Here is a 17,507-nt window from a genome sequence, read left to right as displayed (position 1 = left end):
TCAGCCTCCGGTTCCAGTGGCAGCGATATGTTGGTGATCCTGACCATCAGGGGAACTGGTCAGTGTGTCGATCCGGGCGATCAGGTTCAAAGCGTTGCCCAGAATAGCGGCTTCGTCGCGCGGCGAGATCTTTTCATAAGTACGGGAATCGGCGAGCACTTCGATCGAGCTGAATCGCTCACTGTTTTCCAGCAGAGCAAGACGGCGCCCGGTCGGAAACCCCTGCGACTTAGTCTCCGGCAGCGGCATCCGGGAATTGGCAAGCAAATAGCGACCCCCGGTATGTGTGCGCAGCGAAACGCCAAAGCCAGTGTTCGGATGGTTACGGTTCAGGGATTTGAGTTCACCAAGAAAACTTTCGCGGGCAAGACCAACGGCGTCTTGCTCGGCAGCGGCGGAGTTCATCATATTGGTCACGGCAAAGACCCTTGTACTGGAGTTGAGCAAAAAACTCGTACTGTGCCCGGAGGCAGAAAAAGACTCATTAACTCCCGATGCACATCAACTACTGGCAAGGCGGTGTTATTTTGACGTGAATAAGATTTTTTGGCGTTTGAATTGTGGCGCAATTATGGTTGTCCGCCCGCATGTGGGCCTCAACCCTTGAGGGTGTGATCCGTGTCGTCTCACCTCGCGGTACCGGATAAGGCCTGAGAATTGCCGGATGGGACATGCCCGAACATAGGTCGAGTTTCCTTACACTAATCAATAAAACATACGCTAAGCGCCGATTAGTTTGGGTCTGCGACGCGCAAAGACCATCTTCCAGTTTGGTCACTTGGCTTAGTTGCAATGGTGTGTCGCAAATCTATCGCCTCAGTCCTTGCAGGTACTCAACGTAGGGGTGTTTAAAAATTTGGCCCATTTTGCTTCAATGTCCGCAAATGGAGAACAATCGCGCGATCACGATTTGGTAATAAGGACGCGCACATTGTGCCCCTTTACGAAGTCCACAAGACAGAAGGCCAACATTTTAGAGTGGCAGGCGGGATCTTCTTTGGAATTCTCAGGCGATCCTGCTTTGTGGCTCCAAATAATGACTGGCTCTGTGGTTGATGTGAACCGGTGCGATGCGGTGGTCAAAAATCTTCTGTGTATGCAAATTTTCCCTCTCGCACTTGGCGACGAGCTTTGCTATTGAGCGCGTCATCCCGGCATATAGATCCGGACGTGCGGGTGTGGCGAAATTGGTAGACGCACCAGATTTAGGTTCTGGCGCCGCAAGGCGTGGGGGTTCAAGTCCCTCCACCCGCACCACATTGTTTTCACATATTTTTCCTGCGTTTGATCGCCATGCCTGTACTCGGCACTTCCGGATCATCTCCAATGTCTTGTGACCCGCGACGACCCAGCGACACGTCACGACCCGCCGTAGTAGATGGGGAGTGCTGTTCCTGTCGTCCGCAAGCGTCTTGCTTCGGCCATCGTCTGGTCGTGAAGTGAGAGCTGTGCCTCAGAATGCGGTAGAAAACAGGTCCGACCTGGACAGCTTGTGCGAACGAAAGTGGCACCTGGATACAGTCTCGGCGACCACCATGGAATTGCCCCGCTACCTATGCCGCACTTGCGGCATAGTCTGATAATAGCGACATGAAGGCAGTCATGCCGGTCGACCAGAGGCTGTTCACCATTGTCTTGCAGCACGTTTCCGACAACGAAGGTCAAGGCTACTTACTTGTCTTCGGGATATATTTTTTTATAATCAGAACCCAATTTGAAAAAAATATTCGACGTGAGGGAAAGTGTTAGTTTCGCTCTTGTTTCAATAACGTAGAGCATATTGTAGTGGCCAGTTTGGGGGTAAAGCATGTCAAAGGCTAGCGACGCAAAGACGCTACCTGAAGTTGCCAACAAAGGCAGCGGTGACTCGTCGCAAGTCTATGATTTTCTGCAATCCGATGACTGGCAGCAGATGCTTGAAAAGGCTCGGATACAGCGAGAAAAAAACCTTTCGGCGCGAAAGCAGGGCGGCAAGGAAAACCCGCTACCTGAAGCGAACCAGCACAAAACTGATCACTCAACCAATAGGGAGCGCACAGCTGGGCCAAGGCACCCGTTGGATCGGCTGGAAGCAGCGCGTCAGCAAAGAGAGAGAGTGCTTGCCAGCCGCGCGGCTAAGGCAGAAGAGCGCGAAAGAAGTGAGTCGGATGCTGATGGCGGTGAAAAACCCGGCACGCCCCTTGAAACGCAGCAACAGGAAAAAAAGCCCTCTGGGGCTCGTCGGCAAAACCAGAAGCAAATTGCGCCAGAGGCGGTGCCGTTGCATGCGAAAAGGTCAAGCGAAGACAGTAAGGTGTCTGTCAAATGGCCGCCCGTTGGCATTCCTGTCAGGGACAGTACGTCTAAAGGCGATCAACAGGATCAGAGTAATTCCGGTCAGGGTGCAAGCTTACCGTCTGTTGAGGCAAACAAAAAACTTCGCAGAAAGCTTCTTCGCAGTTGGGTCAATCGACAACAACCGCTCAAGGCCAGGGTAGGCTCAGTAGTACTTGGATGTGCCATCGGTGTGATCGCTTCGTCTTCAACCTTTTATGTTTTGTCCGCATGGGGGCCAGGGGTCACACGTGAAAGTGTTGGTTTGGGGAGTTCAGATGCGGAACTTGCCGAATCCGCTGCGTTGCAGGGCAAGGAAATTGTGCAATCGGAGCCCTTGCAACCTGACGCGCCGACAATTGCAGAAAGTAGATTGGCCAATACGCCGAACCTGTCCGAACCATCAGCCGTTTCGATCGCGCCCGATGGCAATTTGGAAGGCGGCACAATACTCGCTGCGCCAAGAACGCAACCGGTTGCACCAGACGTTCGCTCGGATCTTTTAGCCTTTGATCACCTATGGTTGCCGACCATCGACCTCCATCCGCAAGCTGAGCCGATCCCGAGTTTTGTCCGGTATAACATGGCGCCAAAGATCATTACCGCAGCATCGCTCCTTCCACCCGAACTGACAGAGAGTCCCGCGCAGGTCCAGCCAAATATCCGGCGGGTTGCGCCTAATGTTCGCTCAAGTCTCGCATCCATTGAACAACCGCAGACGTCTGTTGTAACTTCCGGAGTTCAAACCCGTCAGGAAGCAGCCCCCGGTTTTGCGCTGAATCACAAGTCGCCAGAATTGTCAGGTACGGCAATGGCATCATCCGATGAGGTTGCGATCAAAGCTGATCGAAGTGATTTCCTGGCCGCCGCGATTGCAAAATCACCGCGTCCACCGGACGTTACAATTCAGCTTGCCTCGTTAACGTCCGGCGAAGAACACAAGCCACTGCAGAAACAGGCTCCGTCACCAAATGCAAATTATGTTACTCCGGCAAGACCGGGTTTTTCGACCACAGTGCCTCTGGCGGTCTTGGGCTATGTGGATCCGCCGAAAGTGTCTAATCCGGCTGATAGCATCTCGACAGGTCTAACGACGGCTGCAATCGACCCGCTGATAGAGACTGAAGACGTGGCACCTACCGCGGAGGGAACGTTACCGGGCCAATTGAACCCAATGGCGAAGCCTGCAGAGGCAATAAGCAGCGCAACAACGCGGAACACGGATGTTGAGGCTATCGGGTCAGTCTCTGGCAGTGGCGGCGCAGAATTCAAGCTGTTTGCTCCCGGCAGCCTTTCGGTGGATGCCGTGGATTCAGTTGTCGCCAGTCTTGTATCGACAGGCCATGATTTTGGCGGAACCGCACGCGTTGGGTTTGGGATTAGTCAGTCCAACGTACGGTTCTATCACAAGCAGGACGCTGCTCAGGCAGCTGCGCTGGCGAAGGATGCCGGTGCTGTGTTGCGGGATTTCACCGGCTCGAAAACCAAAACCCCGAGCGGAATAGTAGAATTATGGTTGGCGGGGAAAAGCGTAACCAAACCAAAAGCAAAGGCAAAAACAGTTCGCCGCAGGGCTTCTCCTGAAAACCAGGTTAATCAGCTTAGGAGGCAGGTTTTAAGTAAGCTTAAGACAGCCAACCAGTGATATCCCAACTGCTTCTGTTGGTAAAAGCTGAAACGACTTGCGTAGTGTTAACAATTAGCGATCGGGTACCGAATGATGACTGACAGTAAACTTGTTGCCATAGTAACTGCCCTTTTGTTCTTGATGACGTCGCACGGCGCGAGGGCCGAGATAACGCTGGAACACCTGCTGGTCATAGATCAGTATTTGTCTGCAAATAACACTCAGGAACTAAGGGCGTATCTTCAAAAAAACCCGGAGTTGCTTTTGGGTGATGACGAGTTGTCACGGGAGTTGCGCAACTTTAATGAAGCCGCGACACGTGGTCGCCTGGATTTTGATTTTAACGACTCGATTAGCGATCCGGACGTCGGTCGCGAAAGCAATCCCGCGTTTGCTAGTTCCTTGCAGCACTAAAGCCAATGGCTGTAGTTCGAACTGTTCAGTGTTTAGATAAACTGAAGATTGCCTATGTCATTGAGCCAAGATTCTCTGGTGGTACGTCTGCGGCGGTCGCTGCGGAATTGCGCATAGCCGCCGAACTCGGTCAATTGGTTGTGCATGCAAGGACATCGAAGATGTTCGGCGACACACAAAATGTCGCGCCAGTGCTGCGACGGGTGGTTGACGAACTATGTATCCCGGTAATTTGGGATTCCCCCCGCATAAGTGCTGACTTTGTTATCCTGCACAACCCGTCTTTTCTGAAGTTCCAAAACTCTTTGAACGCGCAAGTTATCGCTCGGGAACTGATTGTGGTAACCCATGAAAATTTCTTACGCCCCGGTGGCGAAGAAGGTTTCGATGTTTCAAACTGCCTTGGTCAGATTGATGCCTCAGCGATTGCGCTGAGAAAAACCCTTGCACCGGTTTCCGCGTATAATCGTGAGACCGTGACGAATTGGGTATCGAGATTTCGAGAGGCGCGGCATTGGCAGGTTCTGGAGGCGGACTGGTTCAATATTTTCTCCACCGATTTGTGCCATCCCTGCGATATGCCAGAAGACCGCCGCGGTCGGCATTCGCGTCCGGGGTTCGAAAAATTTCCACCTGTTGCCGAACTTGATATGTGTTTTCCGAAACATGCAAAGTCCAACGTTATTCTCGGCGCGAACGCATTGTTGGATGCCGGCGTCCATCGCGCGCATTGGAAGCTGCTGCCCTTTGATGCCATAAGTGTGGAAGATTTTTTTGAAATGATTGACTTTTTTGTCTATTTCACAGCGCCGACGTGGCAAGAGAGCTTTGGGCGCGTGGTCGCCGAAGCACTTGCAGCCGGCAAGGTGGTTCTGACGGATCCGAAAACCGGCAAAACGTTCGGAGAGGCCGTAATCACTTGCCACCCATCAGAGGTTGACGGGATCATCTCTGACTTCATTTTACACCCCCGCCGATACCATGAGCAGGTTTCCAGGTCGCAATCCGCGCTTGAACGCTATTCCGTTCAAAACTTCAGGGCTCACCTGTCGAAAGTTCTGACCCCGGAACGTGGGGTGCCGGCATGATTTTCGTTGAGGCTGGCACACGCTCAATACGGTCCTTTGATGCACAATTGATTTTTGCCCAGAAACTAACAGCGCGTGGTTTCGATGCGTGCATTGATGCAGATTATCTACCAGAGGACGCAGGGCGCGGCAGGCTTTACGAGGCGGCCAATTTTCTTACTGACCCGGAAGAGCACGTAGCGGAAGCTGTCTTTGTCCTCGGTGCCGAAGAAGTAGAAGACCTGCTGCTTGCCTCCTTAAGGCAAAAACAACTCGGGGCGGATGTTCCCGTGGTAGCGACTGGTCGGTTCAAGACTCAGCAAAGCTACGTTGGCGCCAAAGCACGCTTGGCGTTTGCACTTGGCCGTGAAGCCAGTGTTATCGATCTGACCGATACGCAGCCGCGATCAATGTTGCCTTCTGCTGTCAGCCCCCTGGTTGCTGAAACCCGACCCATTGTGCGGCCAATTGGTGAGGTAACTGACGTTACCGTTGTCCTGGGCTCTATGGAGTTGGACAATCCCGAAACTTTGTCCTGCTTGTCTCGGATGAGCAGTCAGGGTGACTATGGTCTGAAACTTGTCGTAAGCGGGGCTCAGAACGAGTTCATAACGGCATCGCATTTCAACGATCTTCCCAGAATTCTGTATACCGACCTTTCGCCGCTAACACTGGCAAAATCGACGGATATTCTTGTGATGTTCGGGCACGGCGTCGCCGGAGATCGAATGGCCGAGCTTGCAGTTGAGTTGATAGCGGCCGGTGGCGTCGTGATAGACTGCACCGAGGACGAAGTATTGATGTCCTCGGGAGCGCCCGCGTTACTTGGTCCAAAAACACTTTTTGCTTTGGACGGATACCTGACCGGGAAAATTCTTGGAAACACCTCGCAAATCGCTGAGCAGGCATTGAAGTCGCAATGGTTGCGTACAATAGAGATTTCCCGGCTGGAAACGGCGGCAGAACTGGTTGCCAAACCGCGCCGACCTGAGCGGACGACGCAAAGAACATTGTTTTTGCCTACGAATGGCGTTGGTTTAGGGCACGCGCAACGGTGCGCTGTGATCGCCAACGCGCTTCCAGACAATATATCCCCTATATTCGCGGCCTTCCCCAGTTGTGTTCCGATTGCGCGGCGCGAAGGGATGGATTGCATTCCGCTGGTCGCCCGAACGGACACAAAGGACAATTCCAACGCCAATGACATCCTGACTTATCGTCGGCTGAGCGCCGCGTTGCAGGAAGGCGACAGATTGGTGTTTGACGGTGGCTATGTATTCGATTCAGTCAATCGCGTGATCCTCGAACATGGGCTGTCTGCGGTTTGGATTCGGCGCGGCTTATGGCCCAAAGGTCGGTCAAGGCATACGATGCTCCATCGCGAGGGCATATTCGACCGGGTCATTGTTCCGTCAGAGGCTTTCGAAGAGCTCAATGACGCCTATAGTTACGGCGATCATATACACTATGTCGGCCCTGTTTTTCGCCGGGTCATCCAATCCGCAGAGGACATCAATCATCTCCGGGCCCGGTTGGCGGAACGGTTCGGGCGTGATTTTAAACAGTTGGTTGTGAGCATGCTGGGCGGCGGGGTCGCGTCCGACAGATCCGCTCAATTGCAGGCGATATCCGGGATGCTGGAAGCCCGGACTGACTGCCTGCATCTGGTTGTAACCTGGCCCGGAAGTAAGGTTCAGCCTGCCGTGTTTGGGTGGAAGAACACCCGGGTGGTTCACACTCTGGAAGCCACAAAGCTGTGTCTGGCTGCGGATTTAGTCATATCTGCCGCGGGGTACAATTCGGTCCATGAGATTCTGTACCACAATATCCCCTCAATTCTGATCCCACAGTCGGCGCCTTACCTGGACGATCAGGAGCGCCGTGCACGGGCTTTGTCTGACCGCGAACTCTGCGCGACCATTACCGAAACAGAATTCATGAAACTGGAGAGGACAGTGTTAGATTGTCTGGACGATGGCGGTGTGGAAGTCTTTCGCTCTGCGCTGAAGAAAATCAAATTGCCTGAGGCAGGCGCAGCCGCAGCCGCTGATTTACTAATCAAGACCTGAAAAAATGACAGAAAACTGCTGGTACAAAATCCTGAGCAACACGTCGCCGGAACAACCGGTTAATCTGGACGACGTCATTCCTTGCGATCGGGGAGTGAAGCCAATGGGTAATGTCCTGTTTCCCAAAATGGACCTGCTGCCATCATCCGCCCTCTGGGAGCGCGAAGCTGGGAACCACACCTATATCGGAATCAGAATCTATGAACCTCCTGAATCCTCTTATAAAGTTGCCCGACTCCTTGCCGCCGCTGCCATTGAAAGAAGTGTATTTCCAATAATTTTAAGTCGAACCGACTATTGCGGATTTGAACAGTTTGGTTTCCGCATCGAGCGTATCCCAGATGATGAACCGGCGGCGCGAGCCGCTGAAGAGGAAATCAGAAAGTTCTGGGACCTCGCGATCATCATCGACGGGCACGAAGTCGGCTTATTGGGTTAGACATTCACGGCACACATACGAAACACCCAGCAGGCGAAAGTGTTTTGTTTCAGTTGGTATGCAGGCGATCCAAGAAACGCATAATTGCAATTCCTCTTCCTATTTTGTGAAAAGTATTCACCATCTTCGCCGTCTTATTGAATTTCAAACGGCTAAGTTTTTAAGTCTAATCGCTCCATCAGGAGTGAGAATGGCAAGACGTAAAGTCAGGCGGCAAGTCAAAACACGCGGCTCTGACTTGGGGGCCGCGCAGGAATATTATGTAGGGGGTGATCTGCAACCGCTCTCGGAAACCGACGTCGTCAGGATCGTGACCCATGCCTTTGACATTCTCGCAACCGTTGGAATGGCCGGTCTTCCGGAGGGGGCAGCCAATCGCGCTCTGGCTGCAGGAGCAACGCGGCGCCGGGATGGCAGGCTGTGTTTTCCAAAGGACATGATCCAGCGTGCCTTGGCACGTGCTCCGGGGCAGGTCGTTTTGCCGGGGTTCACTCCTGAACGCAACCTGCGAATTGGCGGGGGAACGGTTCACATTGGCACCGGCGGAGCAGCAGTTCAGGTGCTGGAGGCCGCAACCGGTAAATTTCGGGAATGCCATTTAGGCGACCTTTATGATCTGATGCGGGTATTGGAAGCTTCGCCAAACATCCATTACGGACTGCGCCCGGTCGTCGCCCGGAACCTTTCTGACCCCTTTGAGCTGGACGTGAATTCAGCCTTTGCTTGTTTGAAAGCGACGTCCAAGCCAATTGGCATCAGCTTTTGCGAAGCCAGTCACATAGATCCAATCATCGACATGTTCGACATCGCGCTTGGGTACGAGGGAGCGTTTCGCACACAGCCGTTTTGCATGGCGGTCATAGTGCATGTCGTTCCGCCACTCACCTATGCGGCTGAAGGCATTCAAATGCTCGAGAAAGCGGTGAGTGCGGGCATGATCCCGCAGATTTGCTCAGCCGGGCAGGCAGGCGCGACCAGCCCCGTCACTTTGGCAGGGGCACTCGCGCAAGGGTTGGCTGAATGCCTTGCGGGTTTGGTTGTGATTGACGGAATTCAGAGCGGCGCGCCCTGCATTTACGCCTTGATGCCCTTCATTTCCGATTTGAGGACAGGCGCGATGAGCGGCGGTGGTGGAGAGGCTGCCATAGCAAATGCGGCAGCGGCCCAACTGCTGGCCCATGTCGGGCTGCCATCGACTGTGTCGGCCGGCATGACGGATTCCAAGCTGGTGGATGCGCAGGCGGGTTATGAGAAAGGCTATTCTGTTGCTCTGGCAGGTCATGCAGGTGCCGATATGATCAACCTTTCGGTCGGGATGCTGGGGTCAATCATGGTGGCCAGCCCCGAGGCGATGGTCATCGATGACGACATGTGCGGGGCCATCCTGCGGTCCGTCAAAGGCATAGAAGTGTCGGATGCCACGCTGGATCTGGCTGCCGTGGAACGCGTAGTTACGCAGGACGGGCATTATCTGGGCGCGGCCGAAACCCTCAAGCGAATGAAATCCGACTACTACTATCCCACACTCGCTGACCGTCAAAGTGTTGATGACTGGATAGATACTGGTTCGCACAGCATCTGGGACCGTGCGCAGAGCCGTGTTCAGGAAATACTGAAAGCCCCACCCTCTACGCATCTGACTGAAGCGGCCGAGGCCCGTATTCGCGCCCGCTTCCCCATCCGTCTTGAGCATTGAAAGGAACCGAGATGCATGTATTTCGCAGCATGGTCATCGAAGCAGAAATAGACAAAGTCTGGTCCGCTGTACGCGCATTTGACAGTGTATCGGCATGGAACCCGGGCGTGGAACTGGCCGAGTTGGAGACCGGTACAAAAACCGCGATCGGTACTATCCGAAAACTCCATATCCCTGATGGGTCGGTCTTTCGCGAGACCCTGCTGGCGCATTCCGATCTGGATCATTTCTACACCTACGACATTCTTGAAAGCCCGCTTCCAGTGAACGGATACGTGGCCACCCACCGGTTCATTCCGATCACCCACACTCGCCAGACGCTGGGAATTTGGGAAAGCCGGTTTGAATGCGCCCCAAGTGATTGTGCTGAGTTGGAGCGGATTGTCGGCGATGTGATCTACATTGGCGGCATGACCGGATTGAACACATTTCTGAAGGGAGAATGACAGTGGCTGATACGCTTGCCCCCCGTGCTGTCATCGGCGTCATGACACCGGCAATGAACACTGTTGTTCAGCCGGAACTCGAACTGTTGCGGCCTGATGGCGTGACCAACCAAATGCAACGGTTTCGTCTGGGTGGAGACAATATCTCGGATGACTTGCCGGACGAGGCTGCTAAACTGATGGATTGCAAACCTTCCGCTATTGCCGTGGGGTTGACCACGGATGCGGGACCGGGTGGTCCGGGCAAGTTAAAGGTCCGTTGCGATGAGATGGCAAAACAGGTGGGCGTTGCGGTTCTGGGGGCTTCCGGTGCGGACTACCAGGCATTGCGAGCTCTGGATGCGAAACGCGTGGGTATTGTAACCCCATTCAACGCCAAAATGGATGCGGTGGTAAAGGCCAACACCGAGGCGGCAGGGTTTGAAGTGGTGGCGATCAAGGGCACCCAGGCGCCATCTTTGCCTGAGATATGCGAGACACCTTTGGGTGATATTCGGGACGTATTCGCTCAGGTGGCCACATCGGACTGCGACGCTATCCTTCAGGTGGGGACAGCATTGCCAGTGGTGGCATTGATCGCCGAGCTTGAGCAAGCTCACGGCAAGCCCATCGTGGCCTGCAATGCGGCGGTCTACTGGCGGACTCTACGCGCCATTGGGATCACCGATCCGGTTTTGGGCTTTGGTAAATTATTGGAGCAACACTAGATGCGCACACATGCTCAGGTCGCTGTCATTGGCGGCGGTGCGGTCGGGACGGCCATCCTGTTTCATCTGGCCAAAGCAGGTATCACAGATACTGTCCTGCTCGAGAAGAACGAGCTGACCGCCGGGTCAACCTGGCATGCAGCGGGTAATATTCCGACTTATGCAAATTCATGGCTTGGGATGCGGGCAGGCAATTATGCCTGGTCGCTCTATAAAGAACTTGCGAAGGATCCTGAGGCTCCGATCACATACCGGCACACTTCGGCAATCTGGCCTGCGCATACACCGCAACGCATGCAACTTTTCCAACATCTCTGCGGGGTATCACGTTCGGCCGGGTTTGAGTTATCCATGCTCACACCATCCGAGATTGAACAGATGCACCCTTACTGGCAGGCGGACGACACTGTTCTTGGTGGCATTCTCGACCCGTACGAAGGTGACATCGACCCCAGTCAGTTGACTCAGGCACTTGCCAGGCATGCGCGTAAGCTTGGCGCCGAAGTGCGCCGGTTCACCCGCGTGACAGGTTTGAAGCAACGCCCAAACGGCGAATGGGACATCCATACCCCGGATGGGGTTCTTGTTGCCGGGACCGTGATCAATGCGGCCGGGTCCAGTGGCGCTGTAATCGCTGCGATGGCAGGGTTGAATCTGCCTGTCGTCACGCTTGAACATCAATACATGGTGACAACAGCGTTGCCTCAACTGGAGGAAGATACCTCTCTTTTCCCGCTCATCCGTGACCCGGATATTCGGTTCTATTTGCGCCGTGAACGCAATGCCCTGCTACTGGGGTCCTATGCGCACGAAGGCCGCCCGGTTTGGCAAGATGGCGTGCCTTCGGACTTTGATCACCAGCTTTTCGCTGATGATATCGATGGGATGATGGCCGTGTTCGAAGCGGCTGCAACGCATGTGCCGCTGTTGGCTGAGGCGGGCGCGCAGCGCTTTGTGAACGGTCCGATCCCTTACGCCCCGGACGCGCTGCCACTGGTCGGGCCAGCGGGCGGCGTGCCCAATTTCTATCATGCGACGGGGGTCCAGATCGGCATCACCCATTCTGCCGCGATCGGCAAAGCCATGGCTGAGTGGCTGACGGCGGGTGAGACCGAGTGGGATCTGTCAACCTGGGATCCACGCCGTTTTGGCAAATGGGCAACTCAGGACTATGCTGCGGCCCGCGCCTCTGAACACTATGACCTGCAATACGCTATTTCGTATCCACATCGGATCATGTCGTCCGGGCGACCCGTGAACCAAACTCCGCTCTATGACCACTTGCGGGAACAAGGGGCGGTGATGGGGCAGATCGGTGGATGGGAGCGGGCGTTCTGGTTCAAAAGGAAAGGCGTGTCGGACGCCACCGAGCTTAGCTTTGGACATGAGCCCTGGCAGGATGCCGTTCGGCTAGAATGCGAAACCGTGCGTGATGCCGTTGGAGTGATGGACCATGGCGGGTTCACGAAATTCGTTTTGGAAGGGCCGGATGCCTTTGGTGTTCTGAACCGGTTGGTTTGTAGCACGCTGCCTTCCGTCGGGCGGGTTCGCCTGTCCTACATGCTAACGCCGCAGGGTCGTATCTGGTCCGAAGCGACGATTGCGCGATTGGCCGAGGATCGGTTTTTACTCTGCGGACCGACCCTTGCTGTGGATCGGGATTTTGACTGGATTTTGCAGAGCATCGGTTCGGCGAATGCGATACTGAGCAAAGGTTATGTCCATGACGGCGCCTTGTTGGTAATGGGGCCGAAGTCTCGTGCCCTTCTGCAGTCACTGACTGACGCCGATCTGAATGCGCCATGGATGAGCCTGGCAGAAATCGACGTCGCAGGCATTTCCGTCACGGCCCTGCGTGTCAGCTATGTCGGGGAGCTGGGGTGGGAATTGCATGTTGCGTCTGGTGATCTGCCTTTGCTCTATCACGCGATCTGGAAGGCCGGGATCGAACATGACATCTGCAATTTCGGGTCCTATGCGCTGAACGCGATGCGGATTGAAAAAGGCTATCACGGTTGGAGTGCCGATTTTGGCACTGAATACACGTTGTTTGACGCCGGTCTGTCGAAGTTTGCCAACCTGTCCAACGGAACATTCATCGGACGAGATGCGGTGGTGCAGCAGGGGCAGTCAGATCCCGAATGGGAGTTCGTCGGGCTTGAGATCACCGATCCGGGCCCGGAACCCCTGCCTTCGGATCCGATCATCAAGGGAGGCGAAGTTGTTGGGTATCTTACTTCGGTTACAAGTGGTTACCGGACAGGAAAGTTGTTGGCCCTGGGCTATTCTGAACATGGGGCACTGACAATGGGAGAGGCATGCCACGTTCAAGCCTTCGGGGACATGCGTGCTGCCCTTCGCCATCAGCACCACGTCTACGATCCCGAAAACATCAAACTGCGCGCCTAGCCAAACCCGCCGTTGTGAGTAGTCCAATCCGCAAGCGCCTGACCGACCTCTATTGTCGGACCGGCGTCCTTGTCTTCCGATCGGATTAGGGCTTGCCAGGGAATTTCAATACCTTCTTTGCCTACGCGCGTGCCAACTATACGGCCTGCCTTAATTGCGGGACGCACGGCCCAACCCGCCAATACGCTGCTGCCCTGACCGGCGGCCACAAGCTCCACGATGGCCTCGGGAAGCTCGACCGTCGCGGTCCAGCGCGGGTAGCTTTCGGAAGGACGAAACAGACGTGCGAATTCCCGATCCGGTTCCGGCGTCAATGTGGTGGTAATGAACTCTTCGCCTTCGATATCTGCACCATCAACAAATGGCTTGTCTGCCAGAGGATGATCCGGTGGCACAATGAACAGCAATTCATCGGAGAACAGAGGCAACTGACAAGTGCCCATTGGCTGAGCGTTGCCGGAGGTGACGATAATATCGACATGCCGGTTTGTCAGTGCCCGAACAGGATCGCGCGTTACGTTGGCCATCACCTGCAATTCGACACCCGGCAAATGAGCCCGCAGGTACGTGTTGAATCCAGGCAGCCAGTGGTATGAGTTGTAGGCTTCAACACCGATGCGCACAACATGCTCAACCCCGCGGTCCATGCGACGCACGTCGCGTTCGGCCCGGTCCAATTCACTCAGGATACGCTCGGCAACCTCAGCCAGATACTCGGCGGCAGGTGTCATACGCAATCGCTTGTGCATGCGAGTGAACAGAACCAGGTCCAGCCGCCGCTCAGCCTCTTTGATGCGGTGGGATAGAGCAGAGGGTGTCACGCCCAACGCTTCGGCTGCGTCCGTCACACGCCCGTGTTTCGCAATCGCCTGGATCATCTTGAGATGCCGAAGATCAAGGAATGGGCCGTCCGCCATCAAGTCACCTGAAGAAAATTCACAATGCCGGTCAAATTCGATAGCCAGCTTTCAACAATGATCAAGATGAAACTTGCGTGGCAGCTTAAAGCTTTTCACGGGTCATCCGGAAATTTCGGATGATGAAGCGTGTAATAGTTTCAAATCAAAGACCGTCAGGGACAACAATCTACTAATAACTGAGCACAGTAATTACCTGCATTGCCCTGATGATGATCAGCCCAGCCGATGTTTCTACATTGACCGGGCTGACATCACTAATTTAGGCACTCGGCCAGTGTGTTGGCCATGTTGCGAATAACCTGTGCATAGAGGGCCTTACCGGGCTCGAGATCAGATCCAAGCGGATCGATCACACCTGTTTTGGCATCGGTTCCGTCCAGAACGGTGTTGACAATTCCCTGGTTGAATTGGGGTTCTGCCAGGACGCAATCGATGCCTTCTTCATGAATGCGACCTTGAATTTCTGCGATACGTGAGGGGCTTGGATCAGATGCGTCGCTGAGGGAAATCGCGCCCGAGGCGGGAAAGTCAAAAGCATCTTCGAAGTACTGATAGGCGTCGTGAAATACAATGAAGCTGCCGCCGCGGACAGGCTCAAGAATCCCGGCAACCTCGGCGGACAGCGCATCCATTTCGGCGCGTGCTGCTGCAGCGTTTGCAAAATAGGCACCCGCATTGTCCGGGTCAGCTGACGAAAGCTGAGCTGCGATCAGGTTTAGCCAGGTTTCCGCGTTATCGGGCGAGAGCCAGGCATGGGGGTCATGATCACCGTGGCCATGGTTGTCATGGTCGTCATGACCTTCATGCTCGGCGTGTTCTTCATGATTGTGGTCGTCGTCCTCGGCATGTTCTTCGTGGTCGTGTCCGTCATGATCCCTGTCTTCGGCGTGCTCATCATGGTCACCCTCTTCCCCATGTTCATGCGCCTCGAACAATGTACTTTCGCGGAAGTCGTGAAGGATCGTTCCATCGGTTTCCAGTAAGGTTGTAACGGTTGCACCGCTGGCGAGCGTCTCAATCGCGCCTTCCATCCATGGGGTCAGGTCTTCGCCCAGCCAGAACACCAGATCTGCCTCTTGCAGCGCAGCTGCCTCGGACGGGCGAAGGTTATGTTCGTGGGGGGAAGCACCCGGAGAAATAACCAGGGCAGGTGTTCCGACACCTTCCATAACCATTGCCACCAGCGAATGAACCGGTGCGATATCAGCCGCCACGTTGGGGACGTCTGCCAAAACCGTGCCACCCATCAGAGCAGCCGAGATCGAAACTGGGAGAAGCCTTCTGGACATCAGAACCTCTATGTGATTTTATAACGTTGCAAGCGGCATATATGATATGGAATAACATGACAAGTGATGTGCGACCTATGCCGGACGAGGAAACGGACGTCGTTGGGTTTCAGGACCATGACCATGAAAACTGCGTTGAAACAGCTCTGGCCACGGCCGAGGCGCGATGCAGGGACGAAGGGCTGCGCCTGACTCCGGTTCGGCGCAAAGTGCTGGAAATGCTGCTGCAGGAACACCGGGCGCTCGGGGCCTATGCCATTCTTGATCGTCTGCGCGAAGAAGGGTTTGGGTCCCAGCCACCAGTGGCCTATCGCGCACTCGATTTTCTCGTTGAAAACGGCTTTGTGCATAAGATTGAGCGGTTGAATGCGTTTGTTGCGTGTTCGCATCCGGGGGCCACGCACTCTCCCGCCTTCATGATCTGCAGGCTTTGTGATGCTGTTGCCGAGGCTCAATCCGCGCCAGCCGAGGGTGCACTTGATGTAGCCGCGCGAGCCGTGGGTTTCGAGATTGAACGGACCGTTGTAGAAGCCGAGGGACTCTGCCCCGACTGCACCGAGAAGGCTTAGCAATGGCCCTTATCACCGTTGAAGATCTCAGCGTGCGCTATGGCGCAAACACCGTTCTGCGTCATGTAGATATGTCAGTTGAACCCGGCGAGATTGTAACCATCGTCGGTCCCAATGGCTCGGGCAAGACCAGTTTGTTACGTGCTATTATTGGTGCTACATCACCGTCTGCCGGTCGGGTTTTGCTAAAGCCTGGATTGAAAATCGGGTATGTCCCGCAAAAACTGCACATTGATCCGACTCTGCCAATCACGGTGGAAAGGTTCATGCGTCTGACCAATCGCGTTTCCCGAAAAAGCTGCGCTGGGGCACTTGAATCCGCCGGTGCTCACGACCTTTTGAAACGTCAGATGTCACAACTGTCTGGTGGCCAGTTTCAGCGCGTGCTGCTCGCCCGTGCTTTAATCAACCGGCCAGACGTCTTGCTGCTGGACGAAGCCACGCAGGGGCTGGACCAGCGGGGATCGGCAGGGTTTTACCAGCAGATTGAGGCGGTGCGCCACAAAACAGGGTGCGCCATACTTATGATCAGCCACGAACTACATGTGGTTATGAGCGCCTCGGACCGCGTAATTTGCCTGAACGGTCATGTTTGCTGTGAAGGGTCGCCCGCCGTCGTTGCTTCGGCTCCGGAATACCGAGCATTGTTTGGAACAGGCACAGGTGGCGCGCTAGCGCTGTATCGGCACGAACACGATCACCACCATGATCACGGCGATAATTCACAGGAAGCGGCTGAATAATGCTTGACGATTTTATGACGCGGGCAACGCTCGCAGGTGTCGGCGTGGCCTTGGCAGCAGCTCCTCTTGGGTGTTTTGTTGTGTGGCGCCGGATGGCTTATTTCGGAGACGCCACGGCGCACGCTGCTATTCTGGGTGTTGCGTTGTCGTTAACGTTTCAGATGTCGATATTTGCAGGCGCACTGGCAGTTGCACTCTTGATGGCGTTCACTGTGACCCTTTTGGCAGGTCGTGGATACGCCATGGACACGCTTTTGGGCGTTCTGGCTCATTCCGCGCTTGCTTTTGGCCTTGTCGCGGTCTCGTTCCTGTCCGGTGTTCGTATCGACCTGATGGGTTATCTGTTCGGTGATATCCTGGCCGTTTCGCGCAGTGACTTGGCTGTGATCTGGGGTGGTGCGGCCCTTGTCGTTGTATTGGTCGTGTGGCGCTGGTCTCAACTCCTGACCGCGACACTCAATGAAGAGCTGGCATATGCAAGCGGCTTTGATCCAAAGCGTGAACAGTTGATCCTGACATTATCCCTGGCAGTTACTGTGGCGGTAGCGATCAAAGTTGTAGGGGTATTGCTGATTGCGGCAATGTTGATAATTCCCGCCGCCGCCGCCCGAAGCCTGGCGCGCTCGCCAGAAATGATGGCAGTAATAGCTGCGTTGATCGGCTCGGTTTCAGCCGTGACGGGTTTGCGGGCAGCCTATGTTTTCGATACACCAGCCGGCCCGTCGATAGTTTGTGTGGCCGCAATCTTATTTGCGTGTTTCAGCATTGTTGGCTGGCAAACTCAGCACAAGGCCTGAAC

Annotated in this window: 15 protein-coding genes and 1 tRNA gene; 13 read left to right on the top strand and 3 right to left on the bottom strand. The window is 54.9% G+C overall.

Annotated features, from left to right (window positions below; all coding sequences use genetic code 11):
• Entirely contained in the window at window positions 1–408 is a 408-nt protein-coding gene (locus GOX66_RS15075; RefSeq protein ID WP_174822755.1) for a hypothetical protein, read from the bottom strand.
• A gap of 764 nt (window positions 409–1,172) precedes the next feature.
• Here GOX66_RS15075 and GOX66_RS15070 point away from each other — a divergent pair.
• From GOX66_RS15070 to GOX66_RS15025, 10 genes are all read left to right on the top strand, one after another.
• Window positions 1,173–1,257, top strand: a tRNA-Leu gene (locus GOX66_RS15070).
• Between the two features lie 550 nt (window positions 1,258–1,807).
• Window positions 1,808–3,958, top strand: a complete 2,151-nt coding sequence (locus GOX66_RS15065) for a hypothetical protein (protein WP_170763556.1) — start codon at window positions 1,808–1,810, stop codon at window positions 3,956–3,958.
• Window positions 3,959–4,033: 75 nt separating this feature from the next.
• Window positions 4,034–4,354 (top strand): hypothetical protein, encoded by a 321-nt coding sequence (locus GOX66_RS15060; RefSeq protein ID WP_170763555.1) that lies wholly within the window; start codon window positions 4,034–4,036, stop codon window positions 4,352–4,354.
• A gap of 161 nt (window positions 4,355–4,515) precedes the next feature.
• Window positions 4,516–5,442 carry a glycosyltransferase gene (locus tag GOX66_RS15055; protein ID WP_170763554.1) on the top strand — a complete coding sequence of 309 codons (927 nt, stop codon included), beginning with the start codon at window positions 4,516–4,518 and terminating at the stop codon, window positions 5,440–5,442.
• A complete protein-coding gene (locus GOX66_RS15050; RefSeq protein WP_170763553.1) occupies window positions 5,439–7,490 on the top strand; it encodes a glycosyltransferase in 2,052 nt (683 codons plus the stop codon). Before GOX66_RS15055 ends, GOX66_RS15050 begins: the two co-directional genes overlap by 4 nt.
• 4 nt (window positions 7,491–7,494) lie before the next feature.
• Entirely contained in the window at window positions 7,495–7,929 is a 435-nt protein-coding gene (locus tag GOX66_RS15045; RefSeq protein ID WP_170763552.1) for a hypothetical protein, read from the top strand.
• 190 nt (window positions 7,930–8,119) lie between these two features.
• Window positions 8,120–9,625, top strand: a complete 1,506-nt coding sequence (locus tag GOX66_RS15040; RefSeq protein WP_170763551.1) for a trimethylamine methyltransferase family protein — start codon at window positions 8,120–8,122, stop codon at window positions 9,623–9,625.
• An 11-nt stretch (window positions 9,626–9,636) separates the two neighbouring features.
• Window positions 9,637–10,071 (top strand): SRPBCC family protein, encoded by a 435-nt coding sequence (locus tag GOX66_RS15035; protein ID WP_170763550.1) that lies wholly within the window; start codon window positions 9,637–9,639, stop codon window positions 10,069–10,071.
• A 2-nt stretch (window positions 10,072–10,073) separates the two neighbouring features.
• On the top strand, window positions 10,074–10,778 hold the full coding sequence (locus GOX66_RS26195) for an aspartate racemase/maleate isomerase family protein (RefSeq protein WP_170763549.1): 705 nt from the start codon (window positions 10,074–10,076) through the stop codon (window positions 10,776–10,778).
• The gene (locus GOX66_RS15025; RefSeq protein WP_170763548.1) at window positions 10,779–13,187 is read left to right on the top strand and encodes a GcvT family protein; all 2,409 of its coding nucleotides are present in this window, start codon (window positions 10,779–10,781) and stop codon (window positions 13,185–13,187) included. It abuts the gene before it with no gap.
• Here GOX66_RS15025 and GOX66_RS15020 read toward each other — a convergent pair.
• Window positions 13,184–14,104, bottom strand: a complete 921-nt coding sequence (locus GOX66_RS15020) for a LysR family transcriptional regulator (protein ID WP_170763547.1) — start codon at window positions 14,102–14,104, stop codon at window positions 13,184–13,186. The genes GOX66_RS15025 and GOX66_RS15020 overlap by 4 nt on opposite strands.
• A gap of 257 nt (window positions 14,105–14,361) precedes the next feature.
• Window positions 14,362–15,396: a zinc ABC transporter substrate-binding protein gene (locus tag GOX66_RS15015; RefSeq protein WP_170763546.1), complete on the bottom strand. Its 1,035-nt coding sequence runs from the start codon at window positions 15,394–15,396 to the stop codon at window positions 14,362–14,364.
• A 56-nt stretch (window positions 15,397–15,452) separates the two neighbouring features.
• Here GOX66_RS15015 and GOX66_RS15010 point away from each other — a divergent pair, with 56 nt between their 5' ends.
• The 3 genes from GOX66_RS15010 to GOX66_RS15000 are packed head-to-tail and all read left to right on the top strand — an operon-like array spanning window position 15,453 to window position 17,505.
• Window positions 15,453–15,965, top strand: a complete 513-nt coding sequence (locus GOX66_RS15010) for a transcriptional repressor (protein ID WP_170763545.1) — start codon at window positions 15,453–15,455, stop codon at window positions 15,963–15,965.
• A gap of 2 nt (window positions 15,966–15,967) precedes the next feature.
• Complete coding sequence (locus GOX66_RS15005; RefSeq protein WP_170763544.1) at window positions 15,968–16,708, top strand: metal ABC transporter ATP-binding protein; 741 nt, start codon at window positions 15,968–15,970, stop codon at window positions 16,706–16,708.
• Window positions 16,708–17,505 carry an iron chelate uptake ABC transporter family permease subunit gene (locus tag GOX66_RS15000; protein WP_170763543.1) on the top strand — a complete coding sequence of 266 codons (798 nt, stop codon included), beginning with the start codon at window positions 16,708–16,710 and terminating at the stop codon, window positions 17,503–17,505. The genes GOX66_RS15005 and GOX66_RS15000 overlap by 1 nt, the downstream gene beginning before the upstream one ends.
• The last annotated feature ends 2 nt before the right edge of the window (window positions 17,506–17,507 follow it).

The sequence above is a fragment of the Ruegeria lacuscaerulensis genome (genome assembly GCF_013031245.1).
In the GTDB taxonomy this organism is placed as follows: Bacteria; Pseudomonadota; Alphaproteobacteria; order Rhodobacterales; family Rhodobacteraceae; genus Ruegeria; species Ruegeria lacuscaerulensis_C.
The sequence above is the reverse complement of the archived record's forward strand: the minus strand, read 5'-3'. Positions and strand labels throughout refer to the sequence as shown.

Bases quoted from the DNA above. Each gene is read 5' to 3' on its own strand.
- GOX66_RS15075 (WP_174822755.1), bottom strand. From the start codon at position 408: ATGATGAACTCCGCCGCTGCCGAGCAAGACGCCGTTGGTCTTGCCCGC.
- GOX66_RS15065 (WP_170763556.1), top strand. From the start codon at position 1,808: ATGTCAAAGGCTAGCGACGCAAAGACGCTACCTGAAGTTGCCAACAAA.
- GOX66_RS15060 (WP_170763555.1), top strand. From the start codon at position 4,034: ATGACTGACAGTAAACTTGTTGCCATAGTAACTGCCCTTTTGTTCTTG.
- GOX66_RS15055 (WP_170763554.1), top strand. From the start codon at position 4,516: ATGTTCGGCGACACACAAAATGTCGCGCCAGTGCTGCGACGGGTGGTT.
- GOX66_RS15050 (WP_170763553.1), top strand. From the start codon at position 5,439: ATGATTTTCGTTGAGGCTGGCACACGCTCAATACGGTCCTTTGATGCA.
- GOX66_RS15045 (WP_170763552.1), top strand. From the start codon at position 7,495: ATGACAGAAAACTGCTGGTACAAAATCCTGAGCAACACGTCGCCGGAA.
- GOX66_RS15040 (WP_170763551.1), top strand. From the start codon at position 8,120: ATGGCAAGACGTAAAGTCAGGCGGCAAGTCAAAACACGCGGCTCTGAC.
- GOX66_RS15035 (WP_170763550.1), top strand. From the start codon at position 9,637: ATGCATGTATTTCGCAGCATGGTCATCGAAGCAGAAATAGACAAAGTC.
- GOX66_RS15025 (WP_170763548.1), top strand. From the start codon at position 10,779: ATGCGCACACATGCTCAGGTCGCTGTCATTGGCGGCGGTGCGGTCGGG.
- GOX66_RS15020 (WP_170763547.1), bottom strand. From the start codon at position 14,104: ATGGCGGACGGCCCATTCCTTGATCTTCGGCATCTCAAGATGATCCAG.
- GOX66_RS15015 (WP_170763546.1), bottom strand. From the start codon at position 15,396: ATGTCCAGAAGGCTTCTCCCAGTTTCGATCTCGGCTGCTCTGATGGGT.
- GOX66_RS15010 (WP_170763545.1), top strand. From the start codon at position 15,453: ATGACAAGTGATGTGCGACCTATGCCGGACGAGGAAACGGACGTCGTT.
- GOX66_RS15005 (WP_170763544.1), top strand. From the start codon at position 15,968: ATGGCCCTTATCACCGTTGAAGATCTCAGCGTGCGCTATGGCGCAAAC.
- GOX66_RS15000 (WP_170763543.1), top strand. From the start codon at position 16,708: ATGCTTGACGATTTTATGACGCGGGCAACGCTCGCAGGTGTCGGCGTG.